This window comes from Ancylobacter sp. (assembly GCF_965229075.1).
In the GTDB taxonomy this organism is placed as follows: Bacteria; Pseudomonadota; Alphaproteobacteria; order Rhizobiales; family Xanthobacteraceae; genus Ancylobacter.
Window position 1 is genome coordinate 1,171,913 of record NZ_CBDDIO010000002.1, and the last position, 25,891, is coordinate 1,197,803.

A 25,891-nucleotide genomic window follows, 5' to 3' on the forward strand; every position below is an offset into this window, starting at 1 on the left:
GTCCCTGCCGCGCATTTCCTTTTCGCGCAAATCCCGCTACACAGGGGCATAGGCGTCAATCGCGGAGACGTGGACGATCTCGACCTGCAGTCGACCGAGGTGGGAACGAGCGGCGAGCAACGAGGGCGCCTTGCGGGAACGCGCCCACCGCGCCCTCGGCTTTCCAACGCAAGACGCCGCGCGGCTCCCTGTGGGCCACCGGCACGGGTCGATCGACACGCAATGAGTGATACGCGCAAGCTCTACGTCCGCTCCTTCGGCTGCCAGATGAACGTCTATGACGCCCAGCGCATGACGGACACGCTGGCGAAAGAGGGCTATGTCGAAACCGACAGCCCGGACGACGCCGATCTGGTCATCCTCAACACCTGCCATATCCGCGAGAAGGCCGCCGAGAAGGTCTATTCCGAGCTCGGCCGGTTGAAGAAGGCGCAGGAAGAAGCCGGCCGCCGGCAGATGGTGGCGGTTGCCGGCTGCGTCGCGCAGGCGGAAGGCGGCGAAATCCTCAAGCGCGCGCGTGGCGTCGACCTCGTCGTCGGCCCGCAGAGCTACCACAAGCTGCCCGAACTTCTGGCCGACGCCGCGCGGCGCGGCCATAACCGGCACGCCGGCATCGTCGAGACCGAATTCCCGGTCGAGGACAAGTTCGACTTCTTGCCCCCGCCGACCCCGGCGGCGATCGCCAAGCGCGGCCCCACCGCCTTTGTCACGGTGCAGGAAGGCTGCGACAAGTTCTGCACCTTCTGCGTCGTGCCCTATACACGCGGGGCGGAAGTCTCGCGCCCGCTGCCCAAAATTCTCGACGAGGTGATCCGCCTCGCCGAGGCCGGGGTGCGCGAGGTGACGCTGATCGGCCAGAACGTCAACGCCTATCACGGCGTCGACGCCGCCGGCCGCACCGCGAACCTGCCCGAGCTGGTGCGCCGCATCGCCGAGGTGCCGGGCATCGCCCGCGTGCGCTACACCACCAGCCACCCGCGCGACATGGATGACGAACTGATCGCCGCCCATCGCGAGCTGCCGGCGCTGATGCCCTATCTGCACCTGCCGGTGCAGTCCGGCTCCAACCGGGTGCTGGCGGCGATGAACCGCAAGCACGACCGCGAACTGTTCTTCGACATCGTCGCCCGCGTGCGCGCGGCCCGGCCGGATATCGCCTTCTCCTCGGATTTCATCGTCGGCTTCCCCGGCGAGAGCGAGGCCGATTTCGCGGACACGATGGACCTTGTGGAGCGCGTGGGCTTCGCCTCCGCCTTCTCGTTCAAATATTCTTCGCGCCCCGGCACGCCGGCGGCGGCCATGGGCGAGCAGGTGCCGGAAGCGGCGAAGTCCGAGCGCATCCATGCGCTGCAGGCGCTGCTCGACCGGCAGAAAGCGGCGTTCGACGCCGCCTGCCGCGGCCGGCGCTTCGACATCCTGCTGGAAAAGCCCGGCCGCTTCCCCGGCCAGTTGATCGGCCGCTCGCCCTATTTGCAATCCGTCGTCGTCGAGGCCCCGCTTGAGGCCATCGGCACGCTGGCGCAGGTGGAAGTGCGCGAGGTCAGCACCAAGAGTCTTTCGGGCGACATCTGCGGCGGCGAGTTTTTTGGTGAACGACCGGCGCGCGAATCGCGTTTCATCGGGCAGGGCGAAAAACTGGAGGCGTGAGCGTGCGTCGACCTGGTAGCGGATCTGGTAGCGAGACGGAACGGACCCTCACCTCCCCGCGCGCGGCGCCGCGCGCCGTGCCGGCGGCCCCGCGCTGGATCGACACGCCGGACGACGATTCCGCCGGGCAGATCGTGCTGGCTTTCGACGACAACCGCGTCGCCAGCCAGCTGTTCGGCCATTACGGGCAGAACCTCGCTCTGATCGAGCGGCGGCTGGAAATCGTCGCCGAGCAGCGCGGCAACCATGTCACGCTGGAAGGCCCGCGCGAAGCCTGCGAACAGGCGCGCCATGTGCTGGAAACGCTCTATGCCCGACTGAAGAAGGGCGGCGAGCTTCAGCCCGGCGATGTCGAGGGCGTGCTGCGCGAGGCCGCCGCGCAGGGGCAATTGTTCGAGTTCGACCCCGCGACCAAGAAGCAAAGCTTCGACGAGATCCAGCTGCGCCGCCGGCCGGTGCGTGCCCGCACCGCCGCGCAGGACGCCTATATCCGCGCGCTCAAGCGGCAGACGCTGGTGTTCGGCGTCGGCCCCGCCGGCACCGGCAAGACCTGGCTCGCGGTCGCCTATGCCGTGCACCTCTTGGAGCGGCGCGTGGTCGACCGGCTGATCCTCTCCCGCCCGGCGGTGGAGGCGGGCGAGCGGCTCGGCTTCCTGCCCGGCGACATGAAGGAAAAGGTCGATCCCTATCTGCGCCCGATCTACGACGCGCTGCATGATCTGATGGACCGCGCCTTTGTCGAGCGGGCGATGATGTCCGGCGAGATCGAGATCGCCCCGCTGGCCTTCATGCGCGGGCGCACGCTGGCCAATGCTTGCGTCATTCTCGACGAGGCGCAGAACACCACCTCCATGCAGATGAAGATGTTCCTCACCCGCCTGGGCGAGAACTCGCACATGATCATCACCGGCGATCCCAGCCAGATCGACTTGCCGCCGGGCCAGACCTCGGGCCTTGCCGAGGCGGTGGGGCTGCTGAAGGACGTGGAAGGCGTCGACGTGTGCCACTTCAACGCCGCTGACGTGGTGCGCCACGAACTGGTCGGGCGCATCGTCGCTGCCTATGACCGCAAGGATTCGGCGGCGCGCGCGGCCGCCCCGGCGGGGGTCGCGCGGCCATGAGCGGGGAAGGCGACAGTCCCGCGCCGCAGGTCGAGGTCGACGTGCTGGTCGAGGCCGGGCCCTGGGCCTCGATCGCGGACGCCGAGGCGCTCGTCGTGCGGGCGGTCAACGCCGCCTGTGCCGGCGCGCTGACCGAATACGAGATCGACATCGACGGCGCCGAGATCGCGGTGAAGCTGACCGACGACGCGGCGCTGCAGGCGCTCAACCGCGACTGGCGCGGCAAGGACTACGCCACCAATGTGCTGTCCTTTCCCACCCCCGAGGTGGCGCGGGAGGGCGGCGATCCCCATCTGGGCGACATCGCCATCGCCTATGAAACGCTGGCGCGCGAGGCGGAAGCGGAGGGCAAACCCATCGCCGACCATCTCGCGCATCTCGCCGTCCATGGTACGCTGCATCTGCTCGGCTATGATCACGAGGTCGCGGAAGAGGCGGAGGAGATGGAGGCGATGGAGCGGCACGTGCTCGCCGGCCTCGCCATCGCCGACCCCTATGCCGAGACCGAACCCGTTCACCCCTGACCGAATCAACTGACCAAAAGGCCAATGTCCGATCCTCTTCCCAGTCCGTCCTCCGCCTCCCGGGGCAGCGAGGGCCCAAGTAGCGGCGCCAGCAATGGCGCCACCAGCGGCACCGCGACAAGCGTCGGGCAGCGAAGCAGGGCCGGCGGAGGCTCCAGCGAGCCTCGCGCCGGCATTTTCGGCCGGCTTCGCCATCTCATTGGCGGGCGGCGCTCCACCGGCTCGCTGCGCTCGGATCTCGCCGCCACCCTCGCGGCGCCCAGCACCGAGCCGGGGGCGGACCTTACCGCCACCGAGCGGACCATGCTCAAGAGCATCCTGGACCTGCGGGAGCTGCGCATCGGCGACCTCATGGTGCCGCGCGCGGACATCGTCGCCGTGCAGAAGGACATTTCGCTCGGCGAGTTGCTCGCCGTCTTCGCCGAGGCCGGTCATTCCCGCCTCGTTGTCTATGACGACACGCTCGACGACCCCGTCGGCATGGTCCATATCCGCGATCTCGTGACCTATCTCACCCAGCGCGCCATGACGCCCCGCGCGACGGCCTCGCGCGCCGAGGCGCTACGCAACGGCCCGCGCCCCAGCGTGGCGGAGGCTCCCGCCTCCGCCGGCGGCAAGGCGGCGCGGCCGGCGTTCAACCTGAAGGCCATCGACCTCTCCAACTCGCTGAGCGGCGCCAAGCTGATCCGCCGCCTTCTGTTCGTGCCGCCCTCCATGCCGTCCATCGAACTGCTGGCCAGCATGCAGGCGAGCCGCATCCATCTTGCCCTCGTCATCGACGAATATGGCGGGACGGACGGCATCGTCTCGATGGAGGATCTGGTCGAGGAGATCGTCGGCGACATCGAAGACGAGCACGACGAGGACGAGACGCCCACCATCGCCCGCCAGGCCGATGGCAGCTTCATCGCCGATGCCCGCGCCAGCCTTGAGGACGTGGCCGAGATGATCGACCCGGCCTTCGCGCTGGGCGAAGAAGCCGAAGAAGTCGACACACTCGGCGGCCTGCTCGTCACCCTCGCCGGTCGTGTGCCGGTGCGCGGCGAGATCGTCTCGGGGCCGGGGGATTTCGAGATCGAGGTGCTGGACGCCGATCCGCGCCGGGTGAAGCGGCTGCGCATCGCGGCGAGCCGCGGCGAGGCGGGGGCGGACACTCCCCCGGCCGTGGCGGACGGTGCGGCCTCCCGGGCCCGAGCCCTGCCGCCACCGGCACAACAGGCCGGGGACGCCTCCCGCAACGAGCGGCCGCGCGACACCGATGCTGCCTGACGCGACGGCCGGGGCCGGTGGCGCCCGGCCCTTTTCCAGCCGATGATGACCCCGGACCGTCTGCGGGCGGCCCCTGCCCGCTTGCGCGCCCTGGCTGCGCTGGTAGCCGGCGGCCTCTCCGCGCTGGCCATGCCGCCCTTCAGCCTATGGCCGGTGCTGGCGTTGACGCTGCCGGTGCTGGTGTTCCTGATCGACGCCACCGCCGGCCTGCCCCTGCGCCGCGCGCTGACGGCGACCTTTCTCGCGGGCTGGCTGTTCGGCCTCGGCTATTTCGTTGCCGGCCTGTGGTGGATCGGCGAGGCCTTCCTGGTGCAGGCCGACGCCTTCCTGTGGCTGATGCCGTTCGCGGTGCTCGGCCTGCCGGCCTATCTCGCGCTCTATACCGGGTTCGGCTGCGTGCTGGCGCGGATCTTATGGACGGGCGGGCCAGGGCGGATTTTGGCCTTCGCCGCCGCCCTCACCCTGGCGGAGACCGCGCGCGGCACATGGCTGACCGGTTTTCCCTGGAACGATTTCGGCTATGCGCTGGCGACCGATCTGCGCTTTGCGCAGGCGGCCTCCGTCGTCGGGCTCACCGGGCTGTGCCTCGCGACGCTCGCCTGCCTCGCCAGCCCGGCGGCGCTTTTCTCCTCGGCGGGCTCACCGCGCACCCGCCCGCTGCCGCTCGCCCTCGCCGTGCTGCTGCTCGTCGCGCTCTGGGCCGGCGGACAATGGCGCCTCGCCACCACAGAGGTCGCCACCGTGCCGGATGTGCGGCTGCGGCTGATGCAGCCGGACCTGCCGCAGGACCAGAAATTCCGCTACGACGCCCGCCGCACGGTGATGGACCTCTATCTCGCCACCAGCGAGAGCCAGGGCGGACTGAAGGGCGTCACCCATCTGTTCTGGCCCGAATCGGCCTTCCCCTTCTTTCTTGAGCGCGAGCCGGAGGCGCTGGCGCGGATCGTCGCCATGCTGCCGCCCGGCACGGTGCTCGTCACCGGCGCCGCGCGCTATCAGGCCGTGCCGGGCCGCGACCGGCCGGATGTGTTCAACAGTGTGCGGGTGATCGATTCGAACGGGACGATCCGCGGCAATGCCGACAAGGTGCACCTCGTTCCTTTTGGCGAATATCTGCCGTTTCAGGAAACGCTGGAAGCGGTGGGGCTGGAAGCGCTGACCCGGGTGCGCGGTGGCTTCGCCGCCGCCCCCGCGCGGAGCTTGCTCGCCATTCCCGGCCTGCCCGAAGCGGTGCCGCTGATCTGCTACGAGGCGATTTTTCCCACCGAGGTGATGCCCACCCCCACCGAGGACGCCGCGGCGGCAGAACCGCGCCCGGGCTTTCTGCTCAATTTGTCCAACGATGCCTGGTTCGGCCTGACCCCCGGCCCCTACCAGCATTTCGAGCAGTCGCGGCTGCGGGCGATCGAGCAGGGATTACCGCTGGTGCGGGTCACCAATAACGGTATCTCCGCCGTGGTGGACCCTTTGGGCCGAATCAGCGCGATTCTACCCCTGGGTGTGCGGGGCGTGCTCGACGACAGCCTCCCGCAAGCTTTGGCAGCTACAGCTTATGCCACACACGGCAGGGTGATATCGTGGTTGCTGCTTCTGGGCTGCTTCTGCGGGGCGCTCATGCTGCGCCTGCGAGCGATACACGCTTAGATTGATCGACGGCGGAACGCACTGCGCTTAGACTGCTCGCGGGCTCGGGTACTGCTTCTCTCCCTCTCAGCGGGGGGGAGGTATTTTTTTGTTTGCAGTCGGGGAAGCCGATGACGAAGAAATCACCCAATCCCGTCGACAAGCATGTCGGCAGCCGGGTCCGCATGCGACGCATGATGGTCGGGATGAGCCAGGAAAAACTCGGCGAGAGCCTCGGCATCACCTTCCAGCAGATCCAGAAATACGAAAAAGGCACCAACCGTATCGGCGCCAGCCGCCTGCAGAATATCTCGCAGGTGCTGTCCGTGCCGGTGGCGTTTTTCTTCGAGGGCGCGCCCTCGATGAACGCTGAGGCCGGCGGCTTCGCCGAGGACGCCTCGCCCGCCTATGTCTCGGATTTCCTGGCCTCCTCGGAAGGTCTGGCTTTGACCCGCGCTTTCCTCAAGATCGCGGATTCCAAGGTCCGGCGCCGCATTGTCGACCTCGTTGAGGCGCTGGCCGAACCCACGCCGGCGACCTGAACGGCGCAGGCGCGTCGTTCTGTTTTCCGAACGAATCCGACGTTAAAACCTTGACCGTCCCGACCGCGCTTGCAAAAGATGCGCGGCCGGGCGCGGGTTTAGGCGCCGGTCGACAATCGAGGAGCCGACTCGTGTCCCGCCAAGCCTATCTCTTCACCAGCGAATCCGTTTCCGAAGGCCACCCGGACAAGGTGTGCGACCGAATCTCCGACGAGATCGTCGACGCCTTCTTCAAGCACGGCCCGGAGTTCGGCTGGGACCCGAGCCATCTGCGCGTCGCCGCCGAAACGCTCGCCACCACCAACCGCGTGGTGATTGCTGGCGAGACGCGCGGCCCGGCGCAGCTGACCAAGGATTTCCTCAGCCACATCGCGCGCCTCGCGATCAAGGATATCGGCTACGAGCAGGAAGGCTTCCACTGGGAGAAGGCGGCGATCGACGTGCATCTGCACGCGCAGTCCGTCGATATCGCCCAGGGCGTCGATTCCGCCGGCAACAAGGACGAGGGTGCCGGCGATCAGGGCATCATGTTCGGCTATGCCTGCCGCGAGACGCCCGAACTGATGCCGGCGCCGATCTACTACGCGCACAAGATCCTCAAGCTGCTCGCCGAGGCCCGCCATTCCGGCGAGAGCACCGTGCTCGGCCCCGACGCCAAGAGCCAGGTGACGGTGCGCTATGAGGGCGGCAAGCCGGTCGAGGTGACGCAGATCGTTCTCTCGACCCAGCATCTCGACGCCGACCTGTCCTCGCACGACGTGCAGAGCATCGTCGAGCCCTATATCCGCCAGGCGCTGCCCGATGGCTGGATCACCCCGGCGACCGTGTGGCACGTCAACCCGACCGGCAAGTTCGTCATTGGCGGACCGGACGGCGATTGCGGCCTCACCGGCCGCAAGATCATCGTCGACACCTATGGCGGTGCGGCCCCGCATGGCGGCGGCGCCTTCTCCGGCAAGGACCCGACCAAGGTCGACCGCTCGGCCGCCTATGCCGCGCGCTACCTCGCCAAGAACGTGGTCGCCGCCGATCTCGCGGACCGCTGCACCATCCAGCTGGCCTATGCGATCGGGGTGTCCGACCCGCTGGCGGTCTATGTCGACCTCTACGGCACCGGCCGAGTCGAGGAAGCCAAGCTGGAGACCGCCCTGCGCGAGGTGATGAATCTGCGCCCGCGCGGCATTCGCGAGCATCTCGGCCTCAACAAGCCGATCTATGCCCGCACCTCCGCCTATGGCCATTTCGGCCGCGCCCCGGACGCCGATGGCGGCTTCTCCTGGGAGCGTACCGATCTCGTCGAGGCGCTGAAGTCCGCCGTCGGCTAAAGTTTGCGCCCGCGCGATTGCGCGCGGGACCCAGTGTGCTTATGCGGGGCGGTCCATAAAGGGTCCGCCCCGCCTTCGTTTCGAGTGTCCGCATGACCGCCGACGATGATTCCCGCCGCCCCGGCGAGCCCCCGCGCGAGCACGCCTTCTATGGCCGGCGCAAGGGCAAGAAGCTGCGCACGGCGCAGGCCGCCCATCTCGCCGCCGACCTGCCGCGCCTGTCCATCGCGCTTGATGAGGTCGGCGCCGGGCCGCTTGCCGCCCTGTTCCCGCATCCCGTGCGCGCCGTGCGGCTGGAAATCGGCTTTGGCGGCGGCGAACATCTCGTCTCCGAGGCGGCCCGCCACCCCGAGATCGGCTATATCGGCGCCGAGGCCTTTCTCAACGGCATCGCCAAGGCGACGGCACGGGTGGCAGAGTTGGGCCTTACCAATGTGCGGCTCTATGGCGACGACGTGATCCCGCTGCTCGACCGCCTGCCCTCGGGCGCGCTGGAGCGGATCGACCTGCTCTATCCAGACCCCTGGCCCAAGCGCCGACACTGGAAGCGGCGCTTCGTGCAGGCGGACAATATCGACCGTTTCGCCCGGTTGCTCGCCCCCGGCGGGCATTTCCGCTTCGCCACCGATATCGAGCATTATGCGGCGTGGACGCTGCGCCAGTTCCTCGCCGATCCGCGCTTCGACTGGACGGCGGAGCGCGCCGACGACTGGCGCCTTCCCTGGGACGGCTGGCCCAGCACGCGCTACGAGGCGAAGGCGCTGCGCGAGGGACGGCGGCCGGGATACTACGAGTTCCGGCGCCGCTAATTACCGCCTAGTGTGGGAACCCGCAGGCCGGCGCGCGCGTTGACCGGCACGCCCCCCGTCACGTTCCTTACCCGGAGACTTTCGATGGCTCAGCCCAACCCGCAGGACGATTTCGCCAAGCTGTCCGCCGACCTCGCCACCCTGCGGGGCGATGTGGCAAAGCTCACCGAGACGCTGACCGCCCTCGCCCGCTCGGAAGGCAGCGCGGCGGCGGACGCCATCACCGGCCGCATCCGCTCCGGTGCCGCGCGCGCCGAAGCCGCCGCCTCCGGCCTCGCCGAGGAAGGCTATGCGGCGCTGCAGGAGGCACGGACGCGCGCGCAGGCGCTTTCCGGCGATCTCGGCGCCACCATCGAACGCAACCCTTATGGCTCCGTGCTCGCGGCGCTGGGCGTCGGCTTCCTGTTCGGCCTGCTGTCGCGGGGCAAGTGATGCTCCGCCTCCTGCTGGCGATCTTCGGGGCGGAAATCCGCCTCACCATGCGCAGGGCCGTCCGCACGGCCCTGCTCTGCGCGATTGGCGGGCTGCTGGTCGCGATGTCAGCGGTCTTTTTCCTCATCGCCTCCTTCATCGCGCTGGCGGACCGCTATGACGCGCTCACCGCCGCGCTGATCATCGGCGGCGGCCTGCTGGCGCTCGGCGTGATCTTCCTGCTGGTGGCGCTGATGCGGCGGCAACGCCGCCCGGTCGGCTTCGGTGGGTACGGTGCCTATGGTGCCTATGCCGCACCGCCGGCGGCGCCCATCGTTCCTCCGGCGGCGCCGCTCGCGGGCGGCCCGGCTGTCCCTCCCGCCGGTGTGAAGACCGTGCTGGGAATTGCGGCGGGCGCGGCGCTTATCGGCCTTATTCTTGGCCGACGCGTCTGAAAATGTGGCGCCGGGCTCGCAAGGGCCCGGTCCGCATTAGGCTCCCGTTATTGCAGGGGCAGCTAAAAAGGACCAATCTGCCATGAAGGCCGGAGGCTGGCGTCCCGTTGAGGGGGACCCGGCTGTGCCGTTTGCCGCAGGAGGTTCTAACTTGACGTTTCGACGTTTGTCGCTGCGGCCGGGAGCGGCCATTCTCGCCACGCTCACGGCACTGGGCGTCGCCCTGCCCGCCTGGGCCGACGCCCCTCCGGCAGACTTCATTGCCCGTTCCTCGCCGGCCGGCAATTACCTCGCCGCGCGCCTTGCCATCAATGAGCGCGACACCGCGGCGGCGGCGGCCTATTACCGCGAACTCGCCCGCCTGTTTCCGCGCCAGCGCGACCTGCAGGAACGCGCGTTCCTCACCTTGCTGGCGGAAGGCTCGATCGACGAGGCGGTGGACCTCGCCCAGCGCCTGGTGCGCATCGATCCGGAACACACGCTTGCCCGGCTGGTTCTCGGCGTGAAGGCCATCAAGGCCAAGCAATATGTCACCGCCCGCAGCAATCTGCGCCGCTCCGGCCAGGGCGCCATCGCTGAGCTGAACGCCACGCTGCTCAGCGCCTGGAGCCAGTTCGGCTCCGGCGACGCACGCGCCGGCGTCAAGGCCATCGACGCGCTGCAGGGGCCGGAATGGTATGACGGCTTCAAGGATTTCCACGCCGGGCTGATGCTCGACGCCGCCGGCGTGAAGAAGGAAGCCGGCCAGCGCCTCGAAGCCGCCCTCAAGCGCGACCCGCGCACGCTGCGCGTCGTCGATGCCTATGCGCGCTGGGCCTCGCGCAATACCGGCAAGGCGGAAGCGATCGCCACCTATGAGGCGTTCGACAAGCTGGTGCCCGGCGACCCGCTGGTGGCGCGCTCGCTGGCGGAGCTGAAGGCGGGCAAGACGCTGCCGCCGCTGGTCACCACTCCCACCGCCGGCGCGGCCGAGGTGCTGTATGGCCTCGGCGCCGCGCTCGGCCGTCAGGGCGGCGAGGATCTCGCCCTCGTCTATCTCCAGCTCGGCCGCTGGCTCGACCCGTCGCAGCCCTTGATGGCGATCACCCTCGCCGACCTGTTCGAGACGATGAAGCGGCATGAGGACGCCATCGCCCTGTTCGCGTCGGTGCCGGATTCCTCGCCGTTCAAGATGAACGCCGAGGTTCAGCGCGCGCTGAACCTCGACGCCGTCGGCAAGCATGACGAGGCGCTCGCCGTGCTGAAGAAGGTGGTGGCGGCGGATGTGAAGGATCAGCGCTCGATCATGGCGCTGGGCGACGTGCTGCGCGCCAATGAGAAGTTCGCCGAAGCCGCCGCCGTCTACACCACCGCCATTGACCAGCTCGGCACGCCGCAGGCCAAGGACTGGGTGCTCTATTATTTCCGCGGCACCTGCTATGAGCGGACGAAGCAGTGGGACAAGTCCGAGGCGGACCTCAAGAAGGCGCTGCAGCTCAGCCCCGACCAGCCGCATGTGCTGAACTATCTCGGCTATAGCTGGATCGACCAGGGCATCAATCTCGACGCTGGCACCGACATGATCCGCAAGGCGGTGCAACTGCGCCCGGATGACGGCTTCTTCATCGACAGCCTCGGCTGGGCCTATTACCGCACCGGCCATTATGACGACGCGGTGCGCGAGCTGGAGCGCGCGGTCGAGCTGAAGCCGAACGAGGCGGTGATCAACGACCATCTCGGCGACGCCTATTGGAAGGTCGACCGCAAGCTGGAAGCCCGCTTCAAGTGGAACCACGCCCGCGATCTGAAGCCGGATGCGGACGAGCTGGTCGATATCGAGCGCAAGATCGCGGTGGGTCTCGACGAGGCCGAGCGCATCAAGGCCGGCAAGGACGCGACGCAGAAGACCGAGGCCGCCCCCGTCGCCGAGCCGCAAAAGGCCGCGGTGGACAAGACGCAGGACGCCGCCAAGCCGGGCAATGGCGGCTGACGCCGCCTTCCGCACGGCCGGAACAAAAAGAGGGGCGGGTCCTGTGGGACCCGCCCCTCTTCATTGACGACGACCGGCGCCGGTCAGGCGGTGGCGTGGCGGCCGAGGAAGAACAGCGGGCGCGAGCGCAGGGCGAAGGCGCCGTCCCCGATCAGCCAGAGCGCGAAGGAAGCGACGATCAGGAAGCCGGGATATTCCCAGCCGCCGCCCGCGGCGGAGAACAGCCAGCCATTGGGGATGTGCACGCTCATCGCCCCGGCCATGACCGGGATGAGCAGCAGCGCGACATGGCGGGCATAGATCCCGGTGATGATCAGCACGCCGCCGATGAGTTCGGCGAGGAACACCGGCCAGGCCAGCGCTTCCGGCAGGCCGAGGCTGCCGAGGAAGCCGGCAAAGCCGGGAATGGTGAAGACGACATATTTCAGCAGCGCGTGGGTCACCCACATCAGGCCGAGGGCGACGCGGAGGACGAAGGCGCCATAGGGCGCGGAACGGGAATCGATCATGGCGGGTCTCGCGGGAGCGTTGGTGAGAGAGCAGCAGGCAGCGCCTGTCATATCTCGGAGGTAACCCAACGCTCAGCGCAAGACGATAGCCGCCAATACCGGAGCGATCTTGCAGATCCGCAATGTCGTGGCGATTGACAGCCGGCCGGATACGCGCGCGGACATCGTAGCCCGCTTCAGGCCCCGCGTGAGGCAAGCGCCGCGCGCAGGGACGTCAACGCCCTCGCCGGCACACGTCCGGCGGCGTCACTTCTCGGAGACGATCTCGGCGGTCATTTGCGCGGCGGCGCTGTCCTCGGCCAGCTTGGCCGGCGCCGGCGCCGGCGCCTGCTTGGGCGCCACGGTGCGCTCGGCAAGGCGGGTACGGCCGCTGCCGCCGCGCTTGAACTCGCACCACAGCCGGTCGGCCCCGGCGAGATTGCCACGGAAGCTGACCTTGTCGGTCTTTTCCAGCTCGAAGCAGGGCTGGAAGGCGACGCCCTTGAGCTTGGCGCACACCGATTCCCCGCGCACCATGATGGTGCCGGCGGGCAGGGTGACATAGCGCGTATTGCCCTTGCCACGAATCTGGATGGTGCCGGCGACGGAACCGTCGGGGAGGATGCGTCCCGCCCCTACCGTGCCCTCATAGCAGGTGTAGGAGAAGGTCTGCCCGATGACGAAGCGCTGCGCCTCCTGCGCCGTCAGCGTCTCGGCCGAGGCGGACATCGGCAGCGCGGCGGTGGCAGCGAGAAGGGCGGCGGCCGGCAGGGCAGAACACAGACGCATGAGGGTTTCCATCGCTCCGGGAGTTTTCACGATGCGCTGCGATGGACCCATCTTGTCAAGGCCGTACGGCGAATCAGCACCTCTCGCCGGGGCACGCAACGGGCCTTGTGTGGCTCCCTCGCAACGCTGTCGGTACCACGATCCCTAGGGTGAACGATCGCGGTTAACAGCTGGCAAATGCGCGCCATCCCTCAACTCGTCGCCGGCACGGCGCCGCGCGCCACCGGCTTCTCGACGATCGGCAGGTTGATGGCGGCCGACGCGAAGCTCAGCGCCACCGACAGCCACCACACGAACTCATAGGAACCGAGCTTTTCATAGAGCAACCCACCGAGCCACACGCCGAGAAAGCCGCCGACCTGGTGGCTGAAAAAGGCGAAACCGTAGAGCATGGCGAGATAGCGCGTGCCGAACATCAGCATCACCAGCCCGGAGGTCGGCGGCACGGTGGAGAGCCAGAGCAGGCCGAGCACGATGCCGAAGCCGATCGCCGTCCCCGGGCTCGCCGGCAGCAGCACGAAGGCGATGATGGCCAGGCCCCGGGCGAAATAGATCGCGGCCAGCAGATAACGGCGCGGCATGCGGCTCGACAGCCATCCCGAGCCGAGCGAGCCGACCATATTGGCGAGGCCGATCACCGCCAGCGTCCAGCCGCCCACCGTGATGGAGAGGCCGCGATCGATGAGATAGGCCGGCAGATGGGTGGTGACGAAAGCGAGCTGGAAGCCGCAAGTGAAGAAGCCGAGCACGAGCAGAACATAGCTGGGATGGCGGAACGCCTCGCCCAGCGCGGCGCCGATCGACTGCGGGCGCTCTCCGGCCTTGGGCGCGGCCGGCGCCCTGGACAGCGCCAGCGCCAGCGGCATGATCAGCAGCATGGCGAGGCCGAACACCAGCAGGGTCTGGTGCCAACCAATGGTGGTGTTGAGCCCCGCCGCCAGCGGCGGAAACAGGAACTGGCCGAAGGAACCGGCCGCCGTGCCGGCACCGAAGGACAGCGGGCGCCACTTTTCCGGCAGCATCTTGCCGAAAGCGGCGAGCACGATGTTGAACGAACAGCCGGAAAGGCCGAAGCCGACCAGCACGCCGGCGGAGAGATGCAGCATGCCTGGCGTCGCCGAATAGGCCATCAGCACGAGCCCGGCGGCATAGAGCACCGCGCCGAGGCACAGCACCCGCGTCACGCCGAAACGGTCGGCGACCGCGCCAGCGAAAGGCGTGCCGACGCCCCAGAGCAGGTTCTGAATGGCGATAGCGAGGCCGAACGTGTCGCGCCCCCAGCCATATTCGCCCGTCATCGGCAGCAGGAAGATGCCCGAGGAGGCGCGCGGCCCGAAGCTGAGCATGGCGATGAGACAGCCACACAGCACGATGAGCAGCGGCGCGCGGGCCGCAAGACCGGGGCGGGGGGCGGATGTGGCGGACATCGGGGCCTCGATTCGGCGCAGCGCGGCACGGCCGCCTTTGTGGCGAAAACTAGCGCCGGGAGGGTGGCGCTGGAAAACAAATAGTTTTCAGGACACACATCAGCAAAGCCGATCTGAGGCGCGGGGCACCCGGCGGACGGTGCCTGACTACAGCAATATGAGGCCGTTGCGCCACACCTGCCCGCAATTCAAGCGGGTGACGGTCCCGTGATCGCGCGGTTCACGAACTTTGCCACGCTTCGCCTGTAGGTGAGGATCATTGCCCCATTCGCCGTTCCCCCACCCCCTTCTCTCTGCGTGCGCCCCCATGCTTCTCGACCGTCGCCTGTTCCTGATCGCCTCGCCCCTCGCCCTCGCCGGCTGCGCCACCACGCGGGAACCGGTGGCGAGCCGCGTCCTGCCGCCCGCCATGGACCCGCAATATCTGCGCATGTATGCGGCGATCAATGACGAGCCGTTCCCGGTGCCGGCGGTGGATCTGACGCAGATCGATCCGCGCTTCCTGCGCCAGGAAGTGGCCTATCCCACGCGCTATCAGCCGGGCACGATCGTGGTCGATCCCAATGAGCGCTTCGCCTATCTCGTCATGGCCAATGGACGGGCGCTGCGCTACGGCGTCGGCGTCGGGCGCGAGGAAGGCTTCAATTTCCGCGGCGAGGGCGTGGTCGCCCGCAAGGCGGAATGGCCGCGCTGGACGCCCACCCAGGCGATGATCGCCCGCGAGCCGGAGCGCTACGGCCCCTATGCCGGCGGCCTGCCCGGCGGCCCGACCAACCCGCTGGGGCCGCGCGCGCTCTATCTCTACAAGGACGGGCGCGACACCTATTACCGCCTGCACGGCACCACCGAGCCCTGGACCATCGGCACGCAGGTCTCCTCGGGCTGCATCCGCTTCATCAATCAGGACATTATCGACCTCTACCGCCGCGTGCCCACGGGCACCCGCGTGGTCGTGCTGCCCGCCGCCGGCACGCCGGTCGGCTGAGCCGACCGCCCACACGATACGAGCATGCCCGGGCGCGGCCCGGGCATCGCGTCTGCGCGCAGGGCCGGCGAGCGGCCCTGGTCGCCTTCACCCCAGCCGGATCTCGAACGGCTCGTTCTCCATCGCCTCGCGGCCGCGGCCGATGGCGGCGATGGCGGCGCGCATGCGGCCCTGCCGGCCGAGCACGCCGTCGGCGATCTCCACCAGCAGCGCGTTCGGCGTGGCGATGGGCGAGGCGGCGCGCAGCGCCTGCGCGATCTCGCCCTCGTCGCGCTCCGGCGCCAGCGCGCAGGCGGCGATATAGGCCGAGGCCGTCGAGCGGCTCACCCCAAGATAACAGTGCACCACCAGCGGAGCCTCGCGCGGCCAGCGGCGGGCGAAGCCGAGAATCGCCTCGACATGGTCGAGCGAGGGGTGGATCAGCCCTTCCTGCGGGCTCAGAATATCGTTGAAGCCGACGAAGAGATGGTTCTCCGGCCGCACCGTGGCCGGCAGCGTCACCGGCGTCGCCACATTGATCACCGAGAGCACATGCTCGGCGCGGGTGCGGGCGACGGTCTCCTCCAGCCGCGAGAGCGGGCAGACATGGATCATGGGGCCTCCGCGACCAGTTCCTCGAAGCAGGCGAGGAAGCGGGCCTTGGCCTCGCCCGCGCTCCACGGGGTGAGGTAATCCCGTTCCAACGTGCTGTCGAGCGGGCAGGGCGTGCCGAACAGCCGCCGCGCCTCCGGAATGGCGAAGCCGGCGAGCCGCGTCGCTTCCAGAAAGGCGCTGGCGCGGTCGGCCGCCTTCACCCGCGCCGCCAGCGTCGCCGGCCACTGCGCCGGCAGGCCGAAGCGCAGGCTCACCGCCGCCAGCAGCCGCGCCTCCACCGCCTTATAGTCGCCGCCGATCACCGCCTTGAACGGGCTGATCATGTCGCCGACCACATATTCCGGCGCGTCGTGCAGCAGCATGGCGAGCCGCCAGCGGCGATCAATGTCCGCGCCCCGCGCCGCCGCCTGACGGCGGGCGATGAGTTCCACCAGCACCGAATGCTGCGCCACCGAGAAGATATGCTCGCCGGCCGTCTGGCCGTTCCAGCGGGCGACGCGGGCAAGGCCATGGGCGATGTCCTCGATCTCGATATCGAGCGGCGAGGGGTTGATGAGGTCGAGCCGCCGGCCCGAGAGCATGCGCTGCCAGGCGCGCACGGGTTTCGCCGCCGCCCCCTTCTTCGCAGGCGTCACCGCGTCGGCAAGGCTCATCGCGCCGCCCTCACGCCCGCGCAGCATCGGCCGCCAGCCCGTGCCGGTGGCAGGTGACGGCGTGGTCGTCCACCATGCCCACCGCCTGCATGAAGGCATAGACGATGGTCGGCCCGACGAAATTGAAGCCGCGCTTCTTCAGTTCCTTCGACATGGCGATGGCCACCGGCGAGGTCACCAGCGCCGGATCGCCCGGCGCGCGGCGATTGTCGAGCACCGGACCGTTGATGTCCCAGAGCAGCTTGGAGAAACCAGGCCCGCGCTCCTGAATGTCGAGCCAGACCTGTGCCGAGCGGATGGTCGATTCGATCTTGGAACGGTTGCGCACGATGCCCGCATCCTGCATCAGCGCCTCCACCTTCTCCGGCGTGTAGCGGGCGATGATCTCCGGCTGGAAGCCGTCAAACGCCGCGCGAAACCCGTCGCGCTTGCGCAAAATGGTGATCCAGGCGAGCCCGGCCTGGAAGCCATCGAGGATCAGCTTCTCGAACAGCGCCCGGTCGTCATATTCCGGCACGCCCCATTCCGTGTCGTGATAGGCGACATAGAGCGGATCGGTGCCGCACCAGGCGCAGCGGGTGACACCGTCTTCATGCGTATGGACCTTCACGCCCCCTCCTCCGTGCCGGGAATGGCGAAGCGCGCCCAGGCCGGGCGTTCGGGCACCAGCGCCGCGCCGTCGGCTTCCACGATCTGTCCGGCGGCGCGCGCCTCCTCCAGCCGGTCGAGCCGGATCAGCGCCAGCGCGCGCCCGTCAATGCCCGAGCCGAGACGGCCCAGGCTCTTGCCGCCGGCGGTGATCGGCGTGCCCTCGCGAGGGGGCGGGCCGCACAGCGCCATGGGTATGATCCGGGTGCGGGCGGTGCCGCGATGCTGCATGCGGCTGACGATTTCCTGCCCGACATAGCAGCCCTTGTCGAAATCGATCCCGCCGAGTTGGTCCATGTCGGCCTCGTGCGGGAAGGCGTCGCCATAGAGGAAATCCTGCCCGCCCTCTGGCACGCCGAGGGCGATGCGGTGCGCCTGCCATTCCGCCTCCGGCACCATGGAAATCTGTACCGCTTCGGCGGCGGGCAACAGGAAGCGCCGGCCGAGCGCGGGCAGGCGCGGGTCGTCATAGGCAAGCGTGTCGATGAGCGGGCTCGCCCCGCCCCAGGCCACCGCGACGTTGAGGTCGTCGAGCAGGCCGATCTCCACCTTGGCCCGCAGCCGGTAGAGCTGCAGTCGCTTGAGCAGATCGGGCGCGACCGCGCGGGGGATATCGAGGCGGAAACCGCCTTCCGTCGCCAGCACGATCATGTCGGCGACGATCTTGCCCTGCGGGGCGAGTAGCGCGGCATAGCGCGCCGCGCCGGGCGCGGGGGTGCGGGAGGTGAGCAGATTGTCGAGGAAATGCGCGGCGTCGGCCCCGGCGATACGGGCGACGGCGCGTTCCTTCAGGATCGCGATCGGCATGGAGGCGCGCTCCGAACTCAGGATGGCCCGGCAGGCGGGCAGGTTGCCAGAGAGGTACGACGCGCGGCGCCAACGGGCAAGCCTGAAGAAACGAAACAAGAACAAATGACCGCCGCCGTGCGGCCGCGACAGTCAATCGGACGCGAGCCGGTTGCCCGGTTCACGGGGCGCCCCATCTTGAGGCGTGCGGGCCGGTCGCGGCCCCATCATTTCACAGGGAGATTTGCATGTCCGGCACCGTTCTCTTCACCGGCACCGCCACCGCCATCGGCGGCCGCAACGGCCATTCCCAGACCAGCGACGGCTCGGTGTCGGTCGATCTCGGCATGCCGAAGAACGGCGTGCTCGATTCCGGCAAGACCACGCCCGAGCATCTGTTCGCCACCGGCTATGCCGCCTGCTTCGGCTCCGCCGTCGAGGCGGTGGGCCATCAGAAGAAGCTCGACGTGAGCGGGGCCGCCGTCACCGTCGCGGTATCGCTGGTGAAGGGCGATGACGGCTACAGCCTCGCCGCCAAGCTCTCGCTGAAGGCCCCGGCGCTGTCGCCCGAGCAGACCCAGGAGGTGCTCGAGGCCGCCCACCAGATGTGCCCCTATTCCAAGGCCACGCGCGGCAACATCCCGGTCGAACTCAGCGTCGGCTGAGGCAACGGTCATTGAAAGACGAAATCCCCGGGCTCGCCCGGGGATTTCCATGTCTCGACGGATGATGTGAAAAGGCGGCGCGCCGCGCGCGGCCTCATGCCGTGCGGCGCAGCTCCCCCGTGCCACCCTGAGCCACGAGTTCGCCGAGGCTCGGCAGTTCCACTGGCGCGCCGGTGGGGCTGACAAGGCCGCGCGCGCCGGCGAGCGCACTGGGCACCAGCTCCAGCCCGAGGAAGCGGCTGCGGTCGAAGGCGCCGGGCAGCCACAGGCCCTCGGTCAGCGCCGGGGCGAAGCCGAAGCGCGCATAATAGGGCGCGTCACCCACCAAGAGGATGGCGCCATGGCCGAGCCGGGTCGCTTCGCAGATGGCGGTGTTCATCAGCGCCCCACCGAGGCCGCGGTCGCGGAACCACGGATGCACCGCCAGCGGGCCGAGCAGCAGCGCCGGACGGCCGGGGCCAGCCGTGACGTGCCACAGGCGCAGCGTCGCCACCACGCGCCCGTCCGGGCCATGCGAAGCGAAGGCGAGGCCTTCCGCCGGCTTGCGGCCTTCGCGCAGGCGCTCGCTGGTCTTGGCGAGGCGAGCGGCGCGGCCGAAGGCGAGGTCGAGCAGCGCCTCGCGCTGGGCGACGTCGGCGGCGGTTTCCAGCGAGATGGCCGGGGTGGTGCGGGCGAGCGAAGTGGTGGACATGACGGCCTCCAACACCCGGGATGGACCGGGCAAAAGAGGTGACAGGGAAAAGCGGTGATCTCATGCGTGCTTCGAGGCGGGCCGGAGGCCCGCACCTCAGCATGACGAGGAGGCAGAGCCCGCGTCATCCTGAGGAGCCCGCGCAACGCGCGGGCCTCGAAGGACGCAGGCGGTATCCGACCCGATGTCGGAACCCGCTCAGATCACATAGGATCGCAGCGGGTCGAAGCCGTTGAACGCCACCGCCGAATAGGTGGTGGTGTAGGCGCCGGTCGCCTCGATCAGCACCTTGTCGCCGATGGCGAGCGACACCGGCAGCAGGACCGGGGTCTTCTCGTACAGCACGTCGGCCGAATCGCAGGTCGGGCCGGCCAGCACGCAGGGCTCCACCGCATCACCGTCGCGCGGGGTCACGATCGGGTAGCGGATCGCCTCGTCCATCGTCTCGGCGAGACCGCCGAACTTGCCGATGTCGAGATAGACCCAGCGCACCGAATCGGTGTCCGACTTCTTCGAGATCAGCACCACTTCGGCCTCGATCAGGCCGGCGGCGCCGACCATGCCGCGGCCCGGCTCGATGATGGTCTGCGGGATGGCGTTGCCGAAATGCCGGGACAGGGCGCGGAAGATCGCCTCGCCATAGGCCTCAGCAGCCGGCACGTCCTGCAGGTACTTCGCCGGGAAACCACCGCCGAGATTGACCAGGCTGAGCGAGAAGCCGCGCAGGGCGCACTCGCGGAAGATCGCGCTCGCCGAGGCCAGGGCGGAATCCCAGGCTTCGACATTCTTCTGCTGCGAACCGACATGGAAGGAGACGCCATGCGCCTCCAGCCCGTGCCGGTGGGCATGCTCCAGAACGTCGACGGCCATGTCCGGCTCGCAGCCGAACTTGCGCGACAGCGGCCATTCGGCGCCGGCGCCGTCGCACAGGATGCGGCAGAACACCTTGGAGCCGGCGGCGACGCGGGCGATCTTCTCGACTTCCTCGGTGGAGTCGACCGCGAACAGCCGCACGCCCAGCTCGAAGGCGCGCGCCACATCGCGCTCCTTCTTGATGGTGTTGCCGAAGGAGATGCGGTCGGGCGAAGCACCGGCGGCGAGCGCCATCATGATCTCGGCGACCGAGGCGCAGTCGAAGCAGGAGCCCATCTCGGCCAGGGCCGAGAGGATAGCCGCGTCGGGGTTCGCCTTCACCGCGTAGAAGACGCGGGTGTCCGGCAGCGCCCGGGCGAAGGCGGCATAATTGGCGCGCACGACGTCGAGATCGACGACGACGCAAGGACCGTCCTCACGTCGGTTGCGCAGAAATTCGCGAATACGGTCGGTCATGGCGCTCTCCCACAGACCCGAAGCCTCGATCCAGATGAAGCGGACATGTGGATGCGACCACCCTCAAGCGGCGCCAATGGGCCGCGTTGATGGCAGGAATGCGCATCCGTCCGCCGGCCGCGCGGCGCAAGCCGTTCGACCGTTCGGAATGGAGCCGTGGCATCAAAGCGCCGCTGCGCGCATGTGGAGAGCGCCAGCGTCGTCCAATGCCTTCGCTTGGTACGGGAGACCCGACCGCACGCCCGGCAAGAAGTAGTGCCTCTTCAGTTTCCCGACCTTTGGAGGGCCGACAGAGACCAAAAAAGCCCGTACGTCGTTGCTTCAAGTCACGTTCCCCGCTGAGAGCGAGGTGCGCCGGTTTCGCCTCCGGCTACCGATCTGACTGGCGATTTTCCGGCCTCTTGTCCGGACTTCCGCCGATCGGCACGCGACCACAGGCACGTGCGAATGTTGGGCAGGGCGGGATTTAGGGTTCTACGCTGTCATATGCAAGCGGCTTTTGCGATTTTTATCGCATGCGCCCGATATATCGGCATGCACACGCCGCAAGCGGTATCGAAAGGGGGCGTGAGGCTTGCCCCAGGCTTGCATGCCGCTTGCGTTAGCCTTCGACGAAGGGTTCGACCGACTTGGCCTTCACTACGAAACGGTAGATGCCGTAGACGGCGAGCAGGGCGAAGGCGCCCTCGAAGATGAGTTCCCACATCAGGCTCGCCTGGAACAGGGCGGCGAGGGCCCAGCCGGCGGCAAGGCCGGCACCGATCAGCTCGGCGCCCAGCAGGATGGCGGCGCTCACCACCGTGCTGACATTGTCCCAGCGAATGCGTCGGCCCGTGCTCATCGCGTCCCAATCCGTCTACTTCGGCGGGGCGCAACCTGCTATGCCCGGCGGCGCGGGTCAAGCCGCCGCGCGGCGGCAGGGGCGCAGGTGGAGTGCCGAATGGCTCACGATCAGGTTCACGAGAGCGCGCGTGCCGGCGCCGGCATGGTCGCCACCCCACATCCGCAGGCGACCGAGGCCGGCCGCGCCGTGCTGGAAGAGGGCGGCAATGCGGTGGAAGCGGCGCTCGCCGCCGCCGCCGCGCTGGCGGTCGCCTGCCCGCATCTGGGCGGGCTCGGCGGTGACGGCCTGTGGCTGATTCGCGATCCCGCCGGCCGCGTCACCGTGATCGACGCCGCCGGCCCGGCGGGCGCGGGCGCCGACGCCGCCTTCTACCGCGCGCGCGATCTTGACGAAATCCCGCAGCGCGGCGCGCTTGCCGCCCTCACCGTGCCTGGAACGGTCGGCGGCTGGATGCGGGCGCAGGAAGCCGCGCGCGCCCATGGCGGGCGGATGCCGATGCGGCGGCTGCTGGAATCGGCGCAGGAACAGGCCCGCGCCGGGCGCCCGGTCTCGCCCGGGCAGCACCGCGCCGCCACCCGGGCACGGGTGGAACTCGACGCCGTGCCCGGCTTCCGCGCCGCCTTTCTCGCGGCGGATGGCACGGTGCCGGAAGCCGGCGCGCATCAGCCCTGCGCGCGGCTGGCCGATACGCTGGAACATCTCGCCCTCGCCGGGCTCGACGATGTCTACCGGGGCGATGTCGCGCGCGAGATGGCAGCGGATCTGCAACGGGCCGGCAGCCCGCTCACCCGCGCCGACTTCACCGCCTATGCTGCCCGCACCCGGCCGGCACTCAGCGTGAAGCTGCCCGGCCTGACGCTGTGGGCCCCGCCCCCGCCCATGCAGGGGCTGGTGACGCTTCTCACGCTCGCGCTGTTTAGCCGGCTTGGCATTAAGGAGGCCGAAGGCTACGCGCCCGTCCATGGCCTGATCGCGGCCGGCAGGCGGGCGCAGGAGATCGCCGCGCCGGCGCTCACCGATTCCATCGTGCTCAGCGCCGACCCGGCCGACCTCCTCGCCCCGGAGGCGCTGGCGCGCGCGGCGGCGGGGATCGACCTCCGGCGCGCCACACCCGCCCCGCGCCGACCGGCCACAGAGATTGGCGGCGCGTGGATCGGCGCGGCGGACCGAAGCGGGCTGGTGGTGTCCTGCCTCTCCTCGCTGCACGCGCCCTTCGGCTCCGGGCTGGTGCTGCCGGCGACCGGCGTGCTGATGAACAATAGCGGCGCCGCCTTCACGCTCGATCCGCGCGCTCCCGCCCCGCTGCAGCCCGGGCGCCGCCCGCCGGTGACGCTGAGCGCCGGCCTGGCGTCGCTTGCGGATGGGCGCGTCATCGGTGTCGGCAGCGGCGGCGACAGCCCGGCACTGACCGAGGCCCTCGTTCTCAGCCGCTACCTCGCCGACGCCCCGCTCGCGGCCGCGCTCGCCGCGCCGCGCTGGCGGCGTTCCGACCGGCTACTGCTGGAGGCGGGATTTGACGAGCAGGTGGCCGACCGGCTCGCCGCCGCCGGTCACGATGTCGAGATCATCGACGTGCCATTTTCCGATGCCATGGGGTGCGCCGGCGCGGTCGTGTTTCATCCCGGCACGGCCGGGCTGGAAGCCGCGCATGATCCGCGCGGCGAAGGCGGCGCGGCGGGAGTGTGAACCGACCTGTCTGCCCCTACGCGACTTCATCGAACGGTCACAACAACATGCGAGACGCGCCGCCATGGACGTGATTCTCACCAATGCCCGCCTTGTTCTCGAAGACCGCGTCGTCGACGGCACGCTGGTCCACGGGGAAGGGCGCATCCGCGCGATCGACGAAGGCCGCTCGCATCTTTCCGCCGCCATCGACTGCGAGGGCGCCTTCCTCGCGCCCGGGCTGATCGACCTGCACACGGACGCGCTGGAAGGCCATTTCGTGCCGCGCCCGAAGGTGATCTGGCCGGATTCCCGCGCCGCCGCGCTGGCGCATGACGCGCAGATGGCCGCCTCGGGCGTCACCACCGTCTATGACGCGATTTGCGCCGGCGGCTTCGACCAGGCCAAGGCCGACCGCCGGGCGCTGTATGAGGTGATGCTGGACGCGGTCGATTCCGGCGTCGAGCGCAACCTGTTCCGCGTCGACCACCGCATCCATCTGCGCTGCGAGCTGACCGACCGCACCCTGCCCGATCTCGTCGATGTCGCGCTCGGCCGGCCGACCCTGGCGCTCGCCTCGCTGATGGATCACACGCCCGGCACCCGCCAATGGCGCAATGTCGAGCATCTCAAGGTCTATCTCACCGGCATCGGCAAGAGCGGCGGTGACATCGACGCCGAGGTCGCCGACCGGATCGAGCGCGCGCGCGGCGCGGTGGCGGAAAACTACCAGCGCATGGTGGCGCTGTTCGCCTCCTCGGGCCTGGTGCTGTCGAGCCATGACGACACCACGCCCGCCCATGTCGACGAGGCGCTGGCGGCCGGCTGCACCATCTCCGAATTTCCCACCACGCTGGAGGCGGCGCGTGCCGCCCGCGCGGGCGGGCTCGCCACCATTGGCGGCTCGCCGAATGTGGTGCGCGGCGGCTCGCATTCCGGCGGCGTGTCGATGCGCGAGCTTGCCCGCGAAGGGCTGCTCGACGCGCTCGCCTCCGACTATGTGCCGGCCAGCCTGCTGCAGGGGGCGCTGGCGCTGACCCGCACCGCCGACCTGTCCCTGCCCGACGCTCTCGCCCTCGTCACCGCCGCCCCGGCCCGGTTGGCCCGGCTGGAGGATCGCGGGCGGCTGCACGAGGGGCTGCGCGCCGATCTCGTGCGCTTCCGCCTGGCGGAGGATACGCCCCGCATCGACGAGGTGTTCGTCGCCGGCCGGCGCGTGTTCTGAAAAAGGGTCGCCCATGACCGCGCAACCGAACCCCGCCGCCCCGCCGGCCGAGGCCGCCGCCGCCCGTCCGGCGACGCCGCGCTACGCGCTTTACTTCGCCCCTCCGGCGCAGAGCCCGCTCTGGCGCTTCGGCTCCGCCGTGCTGGGCTATGACGCGGAAGCCGGCACGCCGCCCGCGCCGCTGGCGCTGCGCCGCTTCGATGCCGCGCGCTGGAGCGAGATCACCGCCGAGCCGCGCCGCTATGGCTTCCACGCCACGCTGAAAGCCCCGTTCCGCCTCGCCCCAGGCCGGCGGGAAGCGGAACTCACCGCCGCCTGCGCCCGCTTTGCCGGCAACCGCGCCGGCTTTGCCTGCCCGGGCGTGACGCTGGCCAGCATCGGCCGCTTCCTCGCTCTGCGCCTCGCCGCGCCCAGCGCCGCGCTGGACCGGCTCGCCGCCGGCGCCGTGGCCGCGCTCGACGAATTCCGCGCGCCGATGACCGAGGCCGAGCGCGAGAAGCGCCTGCGTGCCCCGCTCACCCCGCGCCAGCGCGAATATCTCGACCGCTGGGGCTATCCCTATGTGCTGGACGATTTCCGCTTCCACATGACGCTGACCGGCCCGCTGGAAGACGAGGAGCGGGCATTGGCGGAAGCGGAGCTGGCCGAGCATTTCGCCGCCAGCGGTGGCGACGGCCCGCTCATCGTGCGCGAAATCGCGCTTTACCGGCAGGAGACCGGCCCGTTCCGGCTGATCGCCCGCTTTCCCTTCGGCAGCTGAAGGCAGGTCCGCCCCATGGCACAGAAGCTCGGCCCGGCACCGACTGTCGATCCCAGCGCCGAGGTGACCCGCTCGACGCTGGGACGCTACACCGAGGTTGGCCCGCGCACCCAGCTGCTGGAAGTGGAGCTCGGCGACTATTCCTATGTCGTCAATGATTCCGACATTGCCTATACGCGCATCGGCCGCTTCACCTCCATCGCGGCGATGACCCGGATCAATCCGGGCAACCATCCGATGCAGCGGGCGAGCCAGTCGCATTTCACCTACCGCGCCTCCGCCTATTTCGACGATGCGCAGGACGAGCCGGATTTCTTCGCCTGGCGCCGCGACCAGCCGGTAACCATCGGCCATGATGTCTGGATCGGCCATGGTGCCATCGTGCTGCCCGGCCGCCGCATCGGCAACGGCGCGGTGGTGGCGGCCGGCGCAGTGGTGACCAAGGATGTCGCGCCCTACACCATCGTCGCCGGCGTGCCGGCCAAGCCGGTGCGCGAGCGCTTCCCCGCCGCCATCGCCGCCCGCCTGCAGGCGCTGGCCTGGTGGGACTGGGACCATGCGCGCCTTCGCGCCGCGCTGGAGGATTTCCGCACGCTCGCCATCGAGGCGTTTCTGGAAAAGCACGGCGGGTAGGCACCGCCCCGCCT

27 protein-coding genes are annotated in these 25,891 nt (G+C 69.3%); 17 read left to right on the forward strand and 10 right to left on the reverse strand.

Annotated features, from left to right (window positions below; all coding sequences use genetic code 11):
• Positions 1-222: 222 nt before the first annotated feature.
• From miaB to ACO07Z_RS11605, 11 genes are all read left to right on the forward strand, one after another.
• Positions 223-1,647: a tRNA (N6-isopentenyl adenosine(37)-C2)-methylthiotransferase MiaB gene (gene miaB / locus ACO07Z_RS11555; RefSeq protein WP_421698858.1), complete on the forward strand. Its 1,425-nt coding sequence runs from the start codon at positions 223-225 to the stop codon at positions 1,645-1,647.
• Between the two features lie 77 nt (positions 1,648-1,724).
• On the forward strand, positions 1,725-2,768 hold the full coding sequence (locus ACO07Z_RS11560) for a PhoH family protein (RefSeq protein ID WP_421700798.1): 1,044 nt from the start codon (positions 1,725-1,727) through the stop codon (positions 2,766-2,768).
• Entirely contained in the window at positions 2,765-3,292 is a 528-nt protein-coding gene (ybeY, locus tag ACO07Z_RS11565) for an rRNA maturation RNase YbeY (RefSeq protein ID WP_421698859.1), read from the forward strand. The genes ACO07Z_RS11560 and ybeY overlap by 4 nt, the downstream gene beginning before the upstream one ends.
• Positions 3,293-3,316: 24 nt before the next feature.
• Complete coding sequence (locus ACO07Z_RS11570; protein WP_421698860.1) at positions 3,317-4,561, forward strand: hemolysin family protein; 1,245 nt, start codon at positions 3,317-3,319, stop codon at positions 4,559-4,561.
• A gap of 81 nt (positions 4,562-4,642) precedes the next feature.
• A complete protein-coding gene (gene lnt, locus ACO07Z_RS11575) occupies positions 4,643-6,205 on the forward strand; it encodes an apolipoprotein N-acyltransferase (RefSeq protein WP_421698861.1) in 1,563 nt (520 codons plus the stop codon).
• A 110-nt stretch (positions 6,206-6,315) separates the two neighbouring features.
• Positions 6,316-6,726, forward strand: a complete 411-nt coding sequence (locus tag ACO07Z_RS11580; protein WP_421698862.1) for a helix-turn-helix domain-containing protein — start codon at positions 6,316-6,318, stop codon at positions 6,724-6,726.
• Between the two features lie 131 nt (positions 6,727-6,857).
• Complete coding sequence (gene metK, locus ACO07Z_RS11585) at positions 6,858-8,051, forward strand: methionine adenosyltransferase (RefSeq protein WP_421698863.1); 1,194 nt, start codon at positions 6,858-6,860, stop codon at positions 8,049-8,051.
• A 92-nt stretch (positions 8,052-8,143) separates the two neighbouring features.
• Positions 8,144-8,860, forward strand: coding sequence for a tRNA (guanosine(46)-N7)-methyltransferase TrmB (trmB, locus tag ACO07Z_RS11590; RefSeq protein WP_421698864.1), 717 nt, complete (start codon positions 8,144-8,146; stop codon positions 8,858-8,860).
• 84 nt (positions 8,861-8,944) lie between these two features.
• Complete coding sequence (locus ACO07Z_RS11595) at positions 8,945-9,292, forward strand: hypothetical protein (protein WP_307018766.1); 348 nt, start codon at positions 8,945-8,947, stop codon at positions 9,290-9,292.
• Positions 9,292-9,726, forward strand: a complete 435-nt coding sequence (locus ACO07Z_RS11600; RefSeq protein WP_421698865.1) for a phage holin family protein — start codon at positions 9,292-9,294, stop codon at positions 9,724-9,726. The genes ACO07Z_RS11595 and ACO07Z_RS11600 overlap by 1 nt, the downstream gene beginning before the upstream one ends.
• A gap of 151 nt (positions 9,727-9,877) precedes the next feature.
• Positions 9,878-11,695 carry a tetratricopeptide repeat protein gene (locus ACO07Z_RS11605; protein WP_421698866.1) on the forward strand — a complete coding sequence of 606 codons (1,818 nt, stop codon included), beginning with the start codon at positions 9,878-9,880 and terminating at the stop codon, positions 11,693-11,695.
• Between the two features lie 83 nt (positions 11,696-11,778).
• On the opposite strand, the gene ACO07Z_RS11610 is transcribed toward ACO07Z_RS11605, so the two are convergent.
• The 3 genes from ACO07Z_RS11610 to ACO07Z_RS11620 form a co-directional block, all read right to left on the reverse strand.
• A complete protein-coding gene (locus tag ACO07Z_RS11610) occupies positions 11,779-12,204 on the reverse strand; it encodes a DoxX family protein (RefSeq protein WP_421698867.1) in 426 nt (141 codons plus the stop codon).
• A gap of 246 nt (positions 12,205-12,450) precedes the next feature.
• Positions 12,451-12,972: a hypothetical protein gene (locus ACO07Z_RS11615; protein WP_421698868.1), complete on the reverse strand. Its 522-nt coding sequence runs from the start codon at positions 12,970-12,972 to the stop codon at positions 12,451-12,453.
• Between the two features lie 191 nt (positions 12,973-13,163).
• The gene (locus tag ACO07Z_RS11620) at positions 13,164-14,399 is read right to left on the reverse strand and encodes an MFS transporter (RefSeq protein WP_421698869.1); all 1,236 of its coding nucleotides are present in this window, start codon (positions 14,397-14,399) and stop codon (positions 13,164-13,166) included.
• Between the two features lie 307 nt (positions 14,400-14,706).
• Here ACO07Z_RS11620 and ACO07Z_RS11625 point away from each other — a divergent pair, with 307 nt between their 5' ends.
• A complete protein-coding gene (locus tag ACO07Z_RS11625) occupies positions 14,707-15,384 on the forward strand; it encodes a L,D-transpeptidase (protein WP_421698870.1) in 678 nt (225 codons plus the stop codon).
• Between the two features lie 87 nt (positions 15,385-15,471).
• Here ACO07Z_RS11625 and ACO07Z_RS11630 read toward each other — a convergent pair whose 3' ends face one another.
• From ACO07Z_RS11630 to ACO07Z_RS11645, 4 genes are read right to left on the reverse strand one after another with little or no spacing between them, the layout of a single operon-like run.
• Complete coding sequence (locus tag ACO07Z_RS11630; RefSeq protein ID WP_421698871.1) at positions 15,472-15,978, reverse strand: tyrosine phosphatase family protein; 507 nt, start codon at positions 15,976-15,978, stop codon at positions 15,472-15,474.
• Positions 15,975-16,631, reverse strand: a complete 657-nt coding sequence (locus ACO07Z_RS11635) for a YfbR-like 5'-deoxynucleotidase (protein WP_421698872.1) — start codon at positions 16,629-16,631, stop codon at positions 15,975-15,977. The genes ACO07Z_RS11630 and ACO07Z_RS11635 overlap by 4 nt, the downstream gene beginning before the upstream one ends.
• Positions 16,632-16,641: 10 nt before the next feature.
• Positions 16,642-17,241: a DNA-3-methyladenine glycosylase I gene (locus tag ACO07Z_RS11640; protein ID WP_421698873.1), complete on the reverse strand. Its 600-nt coding sequence runs from the start codon at positions 17,239-17,241 to the stop codon at positions 16,642-16,644.
• Complete coding sequence (locus ACO07Z_RS11645; protein ID WP_421698874.1) at positions 17,238-18,086, reverse strand: YgfZ/GcvT domain-containing protein; 849 nt, start codon at positions 18,084-18,086, stop codon at positions 17,238-17,240. The genes ACO07Z_RS11640 and ACO07Z_RS11645 overlap by 4 nt, the downstream gene beginning before the upstream one ends.
• A 227-nt stretch (positions 18,087-18,313) precedes the next feature.
• On the opposite strand from ACO07Z_RS11645, the gene ACO07Z_RS11650 reads away from it, so the two are divergent.
• Positions 18,314-18,730 (forward strand): Ohr family peroxiredoxin, encoded by a 417-nt coding sequence (locus tag ACO07Z_RS11650; RefSeq protein WP_244379890.1) that lies wholly within the window; start codon positions 18,314-18,316, stop codon positions 18,728-18,730.
• A 94-nt stretch (positions 18,731-18,824) separates the two neighbouring features.
• Here the strand turns inward: ACO07Z_RS11650 and ACO07Z_RS11655 are convergent, their stop codons facing one another.
• The 3 genes from ACO07Z_RS11655 to ACO07Z_RS11665 form a co-directional block, all read right to left on the reverse strand.
• On the reverse strand, positions 18,825-19,421 hold the full coding sequence (locus tag ACO07Z_RS11655; RefSeq protein WP_421698875.1) for a GNAT family N-acetyltransferase: 597 nt from the start codon (positions 19,419-19,421) through the stop codon (positions 18,825-18,827).
• Positions 19,422-19,619: 198 nt separating this feature from the next.
• Positions 19,620-20,750: a type III PLP-dependent enzyme gene (locus tag ACO07Z_RS11660; RefSeq protein ID WP_421698876.1), complete on the reverse strand. Its 1,131-nt coding sequence runs from the start codon at positions 20,748-20,750 to the stop codon at positions 19,620-19,622.
• Positions 20,751-21,351: 601 nt separating this feature from the next.
• Positions 21,352-21,591, reverse strand: a complete 240-nt coding sequence (locus ACO07Z_RS11665; RefSeq protein ID WP_244379893.1) for a hypothetical protein — start codon at positions 21,589-21,591, stop codon at positions 21,352-21,354.
• Positions 21,592-21,690: 99 nt separating this feature from the next.
• Here ACO07Z_RS11665 and ACO07Z_RS11670 point away from each other — a divergent pair, with 99 nt between their 5' ends.
• The 4 genes from ACO07Z_RS11670 (at position 21,691) to ACO07Z_RS11685 (ending at position 25,877) form a co-directional block, all read left to right on the forward strand.
• Positions 21,691-23,280, forward strand: coding sequence for a gamma-glutamyltransferase (locus tag ACO07Z_RS11670; RefSeq protein ID WP_421698877.1), 1,590 nt, complete (start codon positions 21,691-21,693; stop codon positions 23,278-23,280).
• 64 nt (positions 23,281-23,344) lie between these two features.
• On the forward strand, positions 23,345-24,484 hold the full coding sequence (locus ACO07Z_RS11675) for an alpha-D-ribose 1-methylphosphonate 5-triphosphate diphosphatase (RefSeq protein ID WP_421698878.1): 1,140 nt from the start codon (positions 23,345-23,347) through the stop codon (positions 24,482-24,484).
• A 13-nt stretch (positions 24,485-24,497) separates the two neighbouring features.
• Positions 24,498-25,244, forward strand: coding sequence for a DUF1045 domain-containing protein (locus ACO07Z_RS11680; RefSeq protein ID WP_421698879.1), 747 nt, complete (start codon positions 24,498-24,500; stop codon positions 25,242-25,244).
• Positions 25,245-25,259: 15 nt separating this feature from the next.
• On the forward strand, positions 25,260-25,877 hold the full coding sequence (locus ACO07Z_RS11685) for a DapH/DapD/GlmU-related protein (protein WP_421698880.1): 618 nt from the start codon (positions 25,260-25,262) through the stop codon (positions 25,875-25,877).
• Positions 25,878-25,891 lie beyond the last annotated feature (14 nt).